Genomic DNA, 12,604 nt, shown 5'->3' with positions numbered 1-12,604 from the left:
CCGAGGGACTCGGCGGTGGTATTAGCCCGGATGCCCTCATCCTCGGCGAACTCAATCGGGTCGCCCTTGCGCTGCGGAATCGAAACGGGCACCACCTCATCGGTGAACACACCGTCCTTCCACGCAGCCGCGGCCTTCTGGTGCGACTGCGCGGCCAGCTCGTCCTGCTCGGCCCGGGTGAACCGGTCGAGGTCATTGCGCTGCTCGGTGAGCGCGCCCATCGGCTGGTCGGTGAACACGTCATGCAGACCGTCATAGGCCATGTGGTCCAGCAGCGTCACATCGCCGTACTTGTAGCCTTCGCGGCTCTTGGGCAGCAGGTGCGGCGCCTGGCTCATCGACTCCTGCCCGCCTGCCACGACGACCTCGAACTCCCCGGCGCGGATCAGCTGATCAGCCAACGCGATGGCGTCGATACCGGACAGGCACATCTTGTTGATGGTCAGGGCGGGCACGTCCCAGCCGATCCCGGCGGCGACAGCGGCCTGACGCGCCGGCATCTGACCCGCACCAGCGGTCAGCACCTGCCCCATGATCACGTAGTCGACCAGCGACGCCGCCACACCCGCCTTCTCCAACGCCCCCTTGATGGCGATGGCCCCCAGATCGCTACCCGAGAAGTCCTTCAGCGAGCCCATCAGCTTGCCCACCGGGGTCCGGGCACCCGCCACGATCACCGAGGTCGTCATTTCCATCCTCCAGAGGTTCTGTAAAGCCGTCGGCACAGCTCCGAACGGCCGTAGTGTGGCCTATCACACAGGCATAAAAGTCAGCATGTCAGGTTACTTTGAGTCTATGACCACCGAGCACGTCGACGCCCGTCCGGCCCTTGCCAGCGCATTGGTGACCGCGATCGACCACGTCGGCATCGCCGTGCCGGATCTGGACGCAGCCATCAAGTGGTACCACGACCATCTCGGCATGATCGTGCTGCACGAAGAGGTCAACGAGGAACAGGGTGTCCGCGAGGCGATGCTCTCGGTGCGCGGCGCGGCCAAGGGCAGCGCGCAGATCCAGTTGCTGTCTCCCCTGGACGAGAAGTCGACGATCGCCAAGTTCATCGGCACCCGGGGCCCCGGCCTGCAGCAGCTGGCCTACCGCACCAGCGATATCGATGCCCTGTCCGAGCGGCTACGCGCCGACGGGGTCCGGCTGCTCTACGACGTACCCCGCCGGGGCACCGCGGACTCCCGGATCAACTTCATCCATCCCAAGGACGCCGGCGGCGTACTGATCGAACTCGTCGAGCCCGCCTCGACCGAAGAGCACTAGCTCCATCGCCGGGTCGGTCCCCGGTTCCCGCGATTGGCCCAGCACGGCGTGTGCCAATGACGCCGATCCGCCATGTCGGGGCCGTGCGCCGGCCAGACCAGCACATGCGCCGTTCCCGGCTTGATCTCGTGATCGCAGCCCGGGCAGCGGTAGGTCTTCTCGGCGCGCGCCGCCCCCACCGGCCGGACCTGGTAGTCGTACCCATCCGGCCCCACTTCCACCCGCGGCGGCGACGGCAACGGCCGCATCGGCGCGGCCTGCCTGCGGGCGGGGCGGCGGCGTCTCATACGGCATCCATCAGAACAAGCGGAACTCGTCGTTGTCCATGCCGCGCATCTTGTCGTAATCCAGGACGACGCAACGGATCCCGCGGTCCTCGGCCAGCGTGCGGGCCTGCGGCTTGATCTGCTGGGCGGCGAAGATCCCGCTCACCGGGGCCAGCACGGTGTCACGGTTCAGCAGGTCCAGGTAGCGGGTCAGCTGTTCGACGCCGTCGATCTCGCCGCGGCGTTTGATCTCGACGGCGACCGAGCGCCCCGTCTCGTCGCGGCACATGAGATCCACCGGACCGATCGCCGTCATGTATTCACGGCGCACCAGGGTGAACCCCGCACCGAGCAGTTCCACATGTTCGGCGAGCAGCGCCTGCAGATGCGCCTCGACGCCGTCCTTGACCAGGCCGGGATCCACCCCCAATTCATGGCTGGAGTCGTGCTCGATGTTCTCGACGGTGATGCGCAGCTGCTCGCCGGTCTTGTTCTCCACGACCCACAGCAGCTCCGCACCGTCGGCCGGCACCTCCGGCACGGTCTCGGTGACCCAGCACGGCGGGCTCATCCAGTTCAGCGGCTTGTACGCACGATCGTCGGCGTGCACGCTCACCGAGCCGTCGGCCTTGAACAACAGCAGGCGCCGGGCCGATGGCAGGTGGGCGGTGAGGCGTCCGACGTAATCGACGGTGCATTGGGCGATGACGAGGCGCACCGAACCACCATAGATTGCCGCCGTGCAGTCACTAGGCTGACGCCACGATGACTCCGGATAAGACCGTGGCGCAGCGGCTGGGCCGCGTCCTGGAGACGGTGACCCGTCAGAGCAGCCGCATGCCCACCACCCCGGAATACGGATCGTGGATCCTGGGCCGGGTCTCTGAGACGCAACGGCGCCGCCGCGTCCGCATCCAGTTGATCCTGACCGCCATCGTCGTCGGCGCCAACCTCATCGGGGTCGGCGTGGCGCTACTGGTCATCGCCGTCACGTTCCCGGTGCCGAACGTGTTCGCACCGAACGTCCTGTGGATCACCGTGGCCGTCGCCCCCGCCTACATCACGCTGGCCTTCCTGGTCGGCGTGGTGTGGGCCACCAATCGGGTGATCAACAACGTGCGCTGGGCGATCGAGGAGCGCGAGCCCACACCGCAGGACCAGCGCAACACGTTCTTCGCGCCGTGGCGGCTCACGCGTGTGCTCCTCGTGCTGTGGGGTATCGGCACGGTGTTGCTGACGATCCTCTACGGGCTGCAGGACACCAACTTCATCCCCAAGGTGCTGCTCGGCATCAGTTTTCCCGGCATCGTGGTCTCGGCCAGTTGTTACCTGTTCACCGAATTCGCGCTGCGCCCGGTGGCCGCGCAGGCCCTCGAGGTGGGTCCGCCGCCTCGCCGTTTCGCCCCCGGCATCATGGGCCGCACGCTCACCGTATGGGCGCTGGGCTCCGGCGTGCCGGTGCTGGGCATCCTGCTCGCCGCGATCATCACCTTGATGCTGGGCAACGTCACCCCTACCCAGTTCACCGTCGCGGTCATGATCCTGGCCGCCTTCGCCCTGGTGTTCGGCTTCATCCTGATGTGGATCCTGTCCTGGCTGACCGCCACCCCGATCCGGGTGGTGCGCGCCGCACTCAACCGCGTCGAGAAGGGGAACCTGGACACCAACCTGGTGGTGTTCGACGGCACCGAATTGGGGCAATTGCAGCGGGGTTTCAACTCGATGGTCGACGGCCTGCGCGAACGCGAACGGGTGCGTGACCTGTTCGGCCGCCATGTCGGACGCGAGGTCGCGGCATTGGCCGAACAACAGAAGTTCGAGCTGGGCGGCGAAGAGCGCCATGCAGCAGTCATTTTCGTCGACGTCATCGGGTCGACAGCCCTGGTCACCAGCCGGCCGGCGGTGGAGGTGGTGGCGCTGTTGAACCGGTTCTTCGCCGTCATCGTCGACGAGGTGGACCGGCACGCCGGCCTGGTCAACAAGTTCGAGGGCGACGCGGTGCTGGCGGTGTTCGGCGCCCCCGTCTCACTGCCGAACGCCGAGGACGAGGCGCTGGCCGCGGCCCGCGCGATCGCCACCCGGTTGCGCGTAGAGGTGCCGGAGTTGGACGCGGGCATCGGCGTGGCCGCCGGTCAGGTGGTGGCCGGCAACGTCGGCGCCAAGGAGCGATTCGAGTACACCGTGATCGGCGAGCCGGTGAACGAGGCGGCCCGACTGTGCGAGTTCGCGAAATCGGTACCGGGCCATCTGGTGGCCTCCTCGGACACCCTTGCCGGGGCCACCGAAACCGAACGCGCGCAGTGGAGGCTGGGCGAAACCGTCTCGCTGCGTGGTCTGGACGAGCCGACCAGATTGGCCGTGCCGGCCTAGTTGCTACGCATACGACGCGAACCTGCTGTCGAATCCGGCTTTCCGGCTGGCTATCTGGGCGGCCCGTTCCTCGGCGGTCACGTATGGGGTGCCGGCCGGCAGCGTGGCAGCGAGATCATCGAGCGAGACCAGCTGGGTGTGCACCGTCGGCGACGCGCCGTCATCGAGCACCTGGAAGCGGATCGAGATGGTGCCCTGGTGCAGGCCGCCGGTGGACACCCAGTTCGCCACGCCGGGGTCGGTCGGTGACACCACGATCGTGTACGTCCCGTCGTCGTTGGCCACGGCCTGCGAGATGTTGAGGCTGGTCTGCTCGTTCCAGTAGTCCGTCGTGACGGTCCAGTCATCGGTCACCGGGACGACGAAGTAACCGGCGCCGTCGGGATCGATCGTGAACACCAGCGCTTGGTCGACCTCGAGCTGGAAGTAGCCGGCGCTCTGTCGTTGGGTGGCAAGGAATTCCGCGTTGCGAGCCGGATCGCGCAGCAGGTTGGGGCCCTGGCGCTGCCCGGTGGCCGGATCCGTGGTGGCCACGGCCATGTACGTGGCTTCCCGCTGGATGCCCAGCGCCATGATGATCGCCGTCACGGTACCGCGCACCAGCGGCGGCACCGAGGGTAACGGCGGCAGCAGCGACACCAGCGCCGTCAGCAGGGGGTTGCGCACCACCGTCGGCCCGAGACCGGGGATGGCGAACCCGCCGAGTTGGCTGAACAGGCTGTTGGGCGGGCCCCCGACACGGGTGATCTGCAGGCTCATGGGCACTTCGGTTCCCCAGTCCGACAGCGTATTCCGGGTCGCAATCAGGGTGGCGTCGGCCGGCAGCTGTAGGTGATTGGCGCGCCCGTCGGCCGGGGTGGCGTCGGCGGTGATGGTGAACGACCCGTCGGCGTTCAGCACCAGCTTGTCCTTGGTGAGCACCGCGGTGGTGTTACCGGTCAGACCGGTCAGCACGCTGAACGTGGTGTCGGCGGGCACGTGCTCCGGATCGCCGAAGCGACCGGTGATCACATACTTCGACGCGCCGTTGACGCCCATGAAGCGGTAGATGGTGTCCGGGTTGTCGTACAGGATGCGGGAGGCGGGCACGGTCCCGTCGTCCTGCCCGGCCCAGGTGTGCGGCGGCGCCACCTGCATGACGACGGTGGGCTTGTTGGAACTGAGCAGCTGCTGCTGGAACGCCGAAGCCATGGCGTACGCGTCGACCGCGGCATCGAGCCGTTCGACGTTTTCCTGGTCGGGCCCGCCGACCTGATCGAACTGATGCTTGGCCGTCGACAGGAACCCGGTGCGCAAAACGAGTTTCATCAGCCGGACCGGCAGGGTGTCGGCGGTGCGTTTGGCGAGCTTCTCGGCCGCGAGCTGGTCGGCCGTGCCGAGCGGGCTGGTTGTCGCCGTCACCGGCTGCGCACTGCTGGTCGTGGCGGAGACCGCCGCGGCCGGGCCGCGGGTCGCCTGGGTGTCGCGGTCGTGGCCGAGCTCGCGTCGAGCGATACCCGCCAGCGCGACGGCGGCCGGGCTGTCGGCCGGCGCCTTCGGCGGATCGGACACTTCGTCATCGGGCTCGGCCGCGGCGGCCTTGCGCGCGCTCACCTGCGACACGGTGCCCTGGGCTCGCACCACGGGCCTGCGGGGCGGTTTGCTCGTCGGCTTGTGACCGGACGGAGCGGCCGTCGTCGTCCCGCTGTCCGCGCTCGTCGCGGCCGGGGCGGGACCGCTGTCCGTCTTGGCCGCAGGGGCGGATTCGGTACTCGACGACGGGGCCTCCCCCGCGGCGTCCGTCGCATCCGCGGCGGCGATGCCGAGATTGTTGGCGATGGCGGCGCCCATTCCCAGCGCTACGGCCAATCCGCCGATCCGGCCGATGAACGCTGCGCTGCCGGACATCTGCACTCCCCTTTATGACATGGATCACATTCTGTATAGCAGTGCGCGCCGTGAGCGATATCCGAACGTCGAAGGCGGCCGGGCGCGGATTCCCCCACTTTTGACCGTGCCGCCCGACAGCAAACTTGCAAATAAGTGACTGGTATGTCAATCTAGCTATCCTGACGTGGTGATCGACGGCGCGCGACAGTTGCCGTGGCAACTACATCAGAGTTCGAGGGGGCGCGACGGTGGTCGGGCGCGACGCGACCGGCCACCCTCGTGAAGTCCGATCTGCGCGGCGGCGTGGCCGTCGTTGCAGCACAAATTCGAGGCAGGATCGCTGTACACTCGCCGGGTGCAAGGGTCGGATGCCGCGGTTGGCGACGCCAAACCGCGACGCGGACGCCCCAAGACCGCAGGACTTCAAGAAGCCCGCCGCAACGCCATCGTCGCGGCGGCTTTCGCGGTGTTCACCCAGAAGGGCTACGACGAGACCTCCATCGGTGATATCGCCGCGCACGCAGGCATCGGTCACGGAACCGTCTATCGGTACTTCAGCAGCAAACGTGAACTTCTCGACCACGTCTTCGACTTCGCGGTGGAGAAAACGGTACGGGCGCTGGCCGTCGACGAGCTCACCGAAGTCCCGGCCGACCGCGGACAGGCCCTGACACTGATCGAGAACATCGGCACCCGTCTTTTCGATCTGGTGGACGACGAGCCCGGCCTCCTCAAGCTGCTCACGGTGCAGTGCAGCGCGATCGACGCCGAGTTGCGCGATCGCGTCATCGGGCTCTACGCCCTCATGAACAACGAACTGACGCGCGTCCTGCAACATCTGGCCCCCGAGACCGACGACGGCGAATGGACCCGGATGGCCCGTCTCGCGATGGGCATGGTCGGTCCCGGCCTGGTGATGACGCTGCTCGGCGATTCCGACGGCACCAAGCGGTCCGGGTTCCTGCAGACGGCGCAGGCGATGGTGGATCACGGAATCCTCTCCCGCCCACCCGAAGAGGACCCGGACAAATGACGGCACCGGCATCGCCCAGCTCCGACCGCGCGACGCAGTTGTACACCGCAGCCGTCGACCTGTTCATGGCGAACGGCTATCGGGATGTCGACGTCGCCGAGATCGCGGCGGCGGCCGGAGCCAGCCACGGCACGTTCTACAACTACTTCCGCAACAAGCGCGACGTGCTCACCGCAATCCAGGCGGCCACCGAAGCCCAGATCATCACCGCGGTGAGTTCTCCCGAAGGCGTGCCGCCGCCGGCGAGCCGTGAGGACTTCATCGATCAGGTGCGGGACCGGATCGCTTCCGCCATCGCCTACTCCGTCGAGAACGCGCAGTTCATGGCCTTCGTCACGTTGACCGCCGCCGGTGTCGATGACGACGCGCTCGCGGCCACCCTGACCACCTACCAGCGCGCGGCCGAGCAGTTCACCCGACTGTTCGAGCACGGTCGCAACCACGGCTGGGTGCATCCCGACCTGGATCTCGACGTGGCCGGACAGGCCACCGTGTCGGCGATCGTCACCGCGGTGCTGCCGACGCTGATGGACAGCACCGAGGAAGTGGACGTCGACGAGGCCACGGCGTTGTGCACGAAGTATCTGCTCAACGGGATGCGCGGCCTAGCCGATCCTCGTTGACTCCCACTGCGCAATCCGCCGCCCCATGGCGGTGGCCGGTTCGCCGTCCAGGACCCACTCTTCGGAAATGGCCCGCCACGGTCCACTGGCCCGCAGATCCCCGAGCAGCGCGCACACGCTCATCTCGGTTCGGCGCGAGAACAGGTGCTCACGCGGAACCCGTTGGCGGTACATGCCTTTGCGGAAGGCCGATCGCGGCAACATCGCCTGCGACAGCGAACGGTGCGCGACCTCGGGGGTAACCGTCACCACGCCCGGCGTCAGGTGCCAAGCGGCCACCGTCGTGAGGTAGTCCATCACCATCGGTTCCGGCATCGCCGTTTCGTCGACGATGAACCCGCCCGCGCGGGCCAACTCGTACGTCGTCCGGGAGTCACCGGCGAGCACCGCGCGCAGAACCGCACGCTCCAATTCGCGTTGCGCCGCATCCATGTCCACGTAGAGACCGAAATCGAGGAATCCGACGGAACCGTCGGCGAGGGCGATGATGTTGCCCGGGTGCGGATCGGCACAGAATCTCCCGAGCGTGTGCACGCCGCCGCAATAGAACCGGTACACGGCCTCACCCAGGTGGTCCGCCACCTCGGCCGGCACCACACCCAGCTGGTCGAGCGTGGTGCCACCGAGGTACTCGGTGGTCAAAACTCGCGGGGTGCAGAGGCTTTCGATCGGACTCGGTATCCGGAACACGGGGTGACCGAGGTAGTCCTGGTAAACCCGGAGATGGTTCTGCAACTCGCGTTCGTAGTCCAATTCCAGCCGGATCTGGTGGCTTATCTCGCCGACCAACTCGTCCAGGCCGAGGCTCGGGAAGTCGCGGGACCGCAATCGCACCAGCAGCGCCAGATTCTTCAGGTCGGCCCGCACCGAGGACTGCGCCGACGGGTATTGCACCTTGACGGCCACCGTCCTGCCGTCGGCGAGTTCGCCGCGGTACACCTGCCCCAAGGATGCCGACGCCAGCGGTTCCGGTTCGATGGACGCCAATTCGCCGCGCCGGTCCCCGAGCTCACTATCGAGCACGCCGAGCATCACGGCATTGGGAACCGCCGGGGCACGGCGGTACAGCGGGGCGAGTCGCCGGGCGAACTCGTCACGCGCGGCGGCCGAGCTGAGCCCGAAATTGAGCAGCGAGATCGCTTGCCCGAGTTTCATGGCGGCACCCTTCATGGTGCCCAGCGCCGATACCAGGTCGTCGGCCAACCGGAGCACTTCAGCGTCGCGCGCGGCGGCCTTCTCCTCGTCGGACATCAACGGTTCGCGCACCCGCCGGAGCGCCGCACGCGACGCATGGTTGACAGCCACCCTGCTCAACCGCGCGCCACGGGTGACGCGGGCGCGGGCCTGGCGATCGTCGGGTGTGCTCATGCCGTCACATCGGCGCAGCAATCATGTTGCGGTTGCCGCACGGGGCCGACCATCACCACGGCGCGACAACTAGCAGCTGGGACCACCCTGTCCACCCTCCACCGGCCGTAACTTGGCGAATTCGCGTACTGAAGACCCGACGACGGTGACACAGAATTTTCCGGCCCGCAAGTTTGTACGGCCGACACAGCCAACCCCCCAGGAAACTGCTTCTGGCATTTAGCCGACTGACATGTCAGTATGGCTTTCATCGCAGCCGCCGGTTGGGGAGGACCGGCGACAGCGCCACCACAGGGGGGACGATGGGGTCTACGGGTAGTTCGCGCACGGCACGGTTGATGGGCCTGATCGGGGCCGGTGTCGGGTTGGCACACTTCGTCGACCCACGCAGCTTCATGGCCATCACGGGAGTCGCCTTCCCGCGCAACACCCAGACCTATGTCTACGTCAACGGCGGCCTGGAGACGGTGATTGGGCTGCTGTTCAGCCGAGCTCAGACCCGCGTAATCCCTAAGTAATACACCAGTATTCGACACCAGGGCGCCGTTTGACGGATCAGCGCAAACGCGTCCAGGCATGCATGAGAGATTCGACCATTGCAGAACATCGACAAGGGCCCATGTCACTCGGCTCGTTCTCCGCTGTTGTTCGTCCACGGCGCCGGGCACACCGCTGATTGCTGGGACGAGCACTTCCTGGACTACTTCGCCGACCGTGGCTACCGGGCGATCGCGGTGGATCTGCACGGAGCGGGACCCTCGGCGTCGATCGCCGACCACGTCGACCGCGTCCACGCCGTCGCCGGCGAGCTGCTTTCCGCGCCCATACTGATCGGCCACGCCACCGGCGGATTCATCGTCCAGCACTACCTGCGGAGACACGGCATTCGGGCGGCTGCGCTGGTTGCGTCCTCGCCTTCTCCTGACCACCTGCGGTCGATGATGCGCTGCGCGCCGCTGCGCGATCTGATCTTCGGCGCGGGCACGCCGGAATCACTCGTCGAAGCGTGCTACGCCCTCAAGGACGACGCCGCCCTGCGGTCCTTGTGCGCGGATCGGGAAACGGCGCAGGCGCCGAAACTGCGATTGATCAGGTCGGGTGACACGCTGCCGCGGGTGCTGGTCATGGACGGCACCGACGATTCCTGGGATCCGTCGGTGGCGCAGTCACTTGCCGCCGAGTACCACACGCGGGCTGAGCTGATGCCCGGCATGCAGCACGACATGATGCTGGGGCCTGGATGGATGGCCGCCGCCGAACGCATTCGACGCTGGATCGACACCCTTCATCTGCGGATCCGGGCTCCGGAGATCGTCATCCCCGCTCGCAATCGACGAATCCGGGTGGTCGGCGCCCCGGTGATCGGCAACCGATGACATCGCGTGCGGCGGTAGGCGGGTGGCCGCTCACCGCCAGCCGAGGCGTGGTCCGGATGCTGGCGGTCAGCCGGCGCGGTTACGGCATCTGCACCTGCGGCTGGGTCGGACGGCAACGTCGCCTGCACGGCCTCGCCGTCTATGACGCCCTGGAACACGCCACGACGAGCGGGTGTCTCCCCGCCCGCCCGCTCGTGTTCCGTTGAGGGAGCATCGACCACCACCTCCATGTCGTTTTTCCGCCAGTCCTGTCGGTGGGTACATGTAAGGGTGAACGGGTGCACGACGATTTCGACCGCTGTTACCGGGCCGTCCAATCCAAGGACGCCCGCTTCGACGGCTGGTTCGTCACCGCGGTGCTCACCACCGGCATCTATTGCCGCCCCAGCTGTCCCGTGCGTCCACCGTTGGCGCACAATGTCCGCTTCTATCCGACCGCCGCGGCCGCGCAGCGGATGGGATTCCGGGCCTGCAAGCGCTGCCGACCGGACGCCTCGCCCGGGTCACCGGAGTGGAACGTCCGCGGCGATGTCGTGGCCAGGGCCATGCGGCTCATCGCCGACGGTCTGGTCGATCGCTGCGGTGTCACCGGCCTGGCAACCCACCTGGGCTACACCACCCGTCAGCTGGAGCGATTGCTGCAGGCCGAGGTAGGTGCCAACCCCCTGACGCTGGCCCGGGCCCAGCGGACGCAGACCGCCAGGGTGCTCATCGAAACCACCGACGTCCCGTTCGGTGATGTCGCGTTCGCGGCGGGCTTCGCAAGCATTCGGCAGTTCAACGACACGGTCCGCGAGGTCTGCGCGCTGACACCCACCGAACTGCGCAAACGAGCGCGCGCCAGGTTCGGTCGCGACGACCATGCCGGGGCGGACACGCTGTCGCTGCGCCTTCCGGTGCGCACCCCGTTCGCCTACGAGGGACTGTTCGGCCATCTGGCCGCCAGTGCGGTCCCCGGTGTGGAGGAAGTCCGTGACGGCGCGTACCGCCGGACGTTGCGGCTGGCCAAGGGTTCCGGGGTGGTCAATTTGACGCCGCATCCCGACCACGTCCGCTGCCGCCTGCGTGTCGATGACTTCAGTGACCTGTCCGCCGCCATTGCCCGCTGCCGCCGCCTGCTCGACCTGGACGCCGATCCGGCGGCCGTCGTCGATGCGCTGAGCGTCGATCCGCAGCTGGCGCCGCTGGTGGCCAAGGCCCCGGGACAGCGCATCCCCCGCACCGTCGACGAAACCGAACTGGCCATCCGCGTGGTGCTCGGACAACAGGTGTCGATCAAGGCCGCCCGGACGCACGCCGGCCGGCTGGCGGCCGACTACGGCACACCGATCGCCGATCCGGACGGCACGTTGACACACACCTTCCCCTCAGTCCAGCAACTGGCCGAGCTGGACCCCGACCGGCTGGCCATGCCGGACAGCCGGCGGCGAACCGTCGTCGCCCTGGTCGCGGCAATGGCCGACGGTCAGGTCGAACTGGATGCCGGCGCCGATTGGGATCGGGCCAGAGCCCAACTGCTCGCGCTACCCGGTATCGGTCCGTGGACCGCGGAGGTCATCGCGATGCGCGGCCTCGGAGATCCCGACGCATTTCCCGTCGCGGACCTCGGGGTGCAGGCCGCGGCCGCCGCGGTCGGCTTGCCGACCGACCGAGCCGCCTTGGACACCCACAGCAGGCGCTGGCGGCCATGGCGTGCCTACGCCACCCAACATCTGTGGACGGCGCTGGACCACGCCGTGAACGACTGGCCGCCCAAGGTGACGCAGCAGGAGACGTGATGGCAGACGTGAAGTATCGGACGATCGACAGCCCGGTCGGGCTCCTGACCCTGGCCGGAAGCGACGGGCGGTTGATGCACCTACGGATGGTGGATCAAACCTACGAGCCCAACCGCGAGGATTGGCAACCGGACGACGACGCGTTCCCCGAGGCCGTGGCGCAGCTACGGGCATATTTCGCCGGCGAACGCACCGATTTCGACCTGGAGCTGGAATTGGTGGGCACCGCCTTCCAGCGCAAGGTATGGCAGGCGTTGTTGACCATTCCGTACGGCGAGACACGGTCGTACGGAGAAATTGCCGAACAGATCGGATCGCCGACCGCATATCGGGCCGTGGGACTGGCGAACGGCCACAATCCGATCGGCATCATCGTGCCGTGTCATCGCGTGATCGGGGCGAATGGCAGCCTCACCGGTTACGGCGGCGGACTGGATCGGAAGAAACTTCTCCTGGAAATGGAGAGGAGCCGAAATGCGCCGGCATTGTTCTAGCCCGGGCGGCGCATATTCGTTCTGAAATACAAAATGCCTCGGCCCTCCAATCGAAATTGGAGGGCCGAGGACTTAAATTGTGTTCGGCGGTGTCCTACTTTTCCACCCGTGTGGGTAGTATCATCGGCGCTGGTAGGCTTAGCTTCCGGGTTCGG

Annotated in this window: 14 protein-coding genes; 9 read left to right on the top strand and 5 right to left on the bottom strand. The window is 67.2% G+C overall.

What is annotated here, in order from left to right; translation table 11 throughout:
- Positions 1 to 689, bottom strand: a 689-nt coding sequence (locus tag AWB94_RS33120; RefSeq protein WP_272937620.1) for a thiolase family protein, incomplete at its 3' end; no start/stop codon positions are given.
- A gap of 106 nt (positions 690 to 795) precedes the next feature.
- On the opposite strand from AWB94_RS33120, the gene mce reads away from it, so the two are divergent.
- Positions 796 to 1,272 carry a methylmalonyl-CoA epimerase gene (gene mce, locus AWB94_RS33115; RefSeq protein WP_062656785.1) on the top strand — a complete coding sequence of 159 codons (477 nt, stop codon included), beginning with the start codon at positions 796 to 798 and terminating at the stop codon, positions 1,270 to 1,272.
- Here mce and AWB94_RS33110 read toward each other — a convergent pair.
- Both AWB94_RS33110 and nucS read right to left on the bottom strand, forming a co-directional pair.
- Complete coding sequence (locus AWB94_RS33110; protein WP_062656786.1) at positions 1,269 to 1,559, bottom strand: Rv1322 family protein; 291 nt, start codon at positions 1,557 to 1,559, stop codon at positions 1,269 to 1,271. The two genes, mce and AWB94_RS33110, sit on opposite strands and share 4 nt — an antisense overlap.
- A 10-nt stretch (positions 1,560 to 1,569) precedes the next feature.
- A complete protein-coding gene (gene nucS / locus AWB94_RS33105) occupies positions 1,570 to 2,256 on the bottom strand; it encodes an endonuclease NucS (RefSeq protein ID WP_062656787.1) in 687 nt (228 codons plus the stop codon).
- A 47-nt stretch (positions 2,257 to 2,303) separates the two neighbouring features.
- Here nucS and AWB94_RS33100 point away from each other — a divergent pair, with 47 nt between their 5' ends.
- Complete coding sequence (locus tag AWB94_RS33100) at positions 2,304 to 3,908, top strand: adenylate/guanylate cyclase domain-containing protein (protein WP_062656788.1); 1,605 nt, start codon at positions 2,304 to 2,306, stop codon at positions 3,906 to 3,908.
- A 3-nt stretch (positions 3,909 to 3,911) separates the two neighbouring features.
- Here AWB94_RS33100 and AWB94_RS33095 read toward each other — a convergent pair whose 3' ends face one another.
- Positions 3,912 to 5,795, bottom strand: a complete 1,884-nt coding sequence (locus AWB94_RS33095) for a DUF1214 domain-containing protein (protein WP_062656810.1) — start codon at positions 5,793 to 5,795, stop codon at positions 3,912 to 3,914.
- A gap of 337 nt (positions 5,796 to 6,132) precedes the next feature.
- Between AWB94_RS33095 and AWB94_RS33090 the strand changes: the two genes are divergently transcribed.
- Both AWB94_RS33090 and AWB94_RS33085 read left to right on the top strand, forming a co-directional pair.
- Positions 6,133 to 6,810 (top strand): TetR/AcrR family transcriptional regulator, encoded by a 678-nt coding sequence (locus tag AWB94_RS33090; RefSeq protein ID WP_165605319.1) that lies wholly within the window; start codon positions 6,133 to 6,135, stop codon positions 6,808 to 6,810.
- Positions 6,807 to 7,433, top strand: a complete 627-nt coding sequence (locus AWB94_RS33085; RefSeq protein ID WP_062656790.1) for a TetR/AcrR family transcriptional regulator — start codon at positions 6,807 to 6,809, stop codon at positions 7,431 to 7,433. The genes AWB94_RS33090 and AWB94_RS33085 overlap by 4 nt, the downstream gene beginning before the upstream one ends.
- Here the strand turns inward: AWB94_RS33085 and AWB94_RS33080 are convergent.
- Positions 7,416 to 8,801, bottom strand: coding sequence for an ABC1 kinase family protein (locus tag AWB94_RS33080; protein WP_062656791.1), 1,386 nt, complete (start codon positions 8,799 to 8,801; stop codon positions 7,416 to 7,418). The genes AWB94_RS33085 and AWB94_RS33080 overlap by 18 nt on opposite strands.
- Before the next feature lie 302 nt (positions 8,802 to 9,103).
- Between AWB94_RS33080 and AWB94_RS33075 the strand changes: the two genes are divergently transcribed.
- The 5 genes from AWB94_RS33075 (at position 9,104) to AWB94_RS33055 (ending at position 12,449) form a co-directional block, all read left to right on the top strand.
- Complete coding sequence (locus AWB94_RS33075) at positions 9,104 to 9,319, top strand: UBA domain-containing protein (protein WP_131805283.1); 216 nt, start codon at positions 9,104 to 9,106, stop codon at positions 9,317 to 9,319.
- Between the two features lie 78 nt (positions 9,320 to 9,397).
- Positions 9,398 to 10,177, top strand: a complete 780-nt coding sequence (locus tag AWB94_RS33070) for an alpha/beta hydrolase (protein ID WP_165766702.1) — start codon at positions 9,398 to 9,400, stop codon at positions 10,175 to 10,177.
- Complete coding sequence (locus tag AWB94_RS33065) at positions 10,174 to 10,383, top strand: hypothetical protein (RefSeq protein WP_062656793.1); 210 nt, start codon at positions 10,174 to 10,176, stop codon at positions 10,381 to 10,383. The genes AWB94_RS33070 and AWB94_RS33065 overlap by 4 nt, the downstream gene beginning before the upstream one ends.
- A gap of 72 nt (positions 10,384 to 10,455) precedes the next feature.
- Positions 10,456 to 11,955, top strand: a complete 1,500-nt coding sequence (locus AWB94_RS33060; RefSeq protein WP_062656794.1) for a DNA-3-methyladenine glycosylase 2 family protein — start codon at positions 10,456 to 10,458, stop codon at positions 11,953 to 11,955.
- Complete coding sequence (locus AWB94_RS33055; protein WP_062656795.1) at positions 11,955 to 12,449, top strand: methylated-DNA--[protein]-cysteine S-methyltransferase; 495 nt, start codon at positions 11,955 to 11,957, stop codon at positions 12,447 to 12,449. Before AWB94_RS33060 ends, AWB94_RS33055 begins: the two co-directional genes overlap by 1 nt.
- Positions 12,450 to 12,604 lie beyond the last annotated feature (155 nt).

It is taken from the genome of Mycolicibacterium canariasense (assembly GCF_002101555.1).
Taxonomy (GTDB): domain Bacteria; phylum Actinomycetota; class Actinomycetes; order Mycobacteriales; family Mycobacteriaceae; genus Mycobacterium; species Mycobacterium canariasense.
This window is presented reverse-complemented; position numbering and strand designations above follow the sequence as displayed.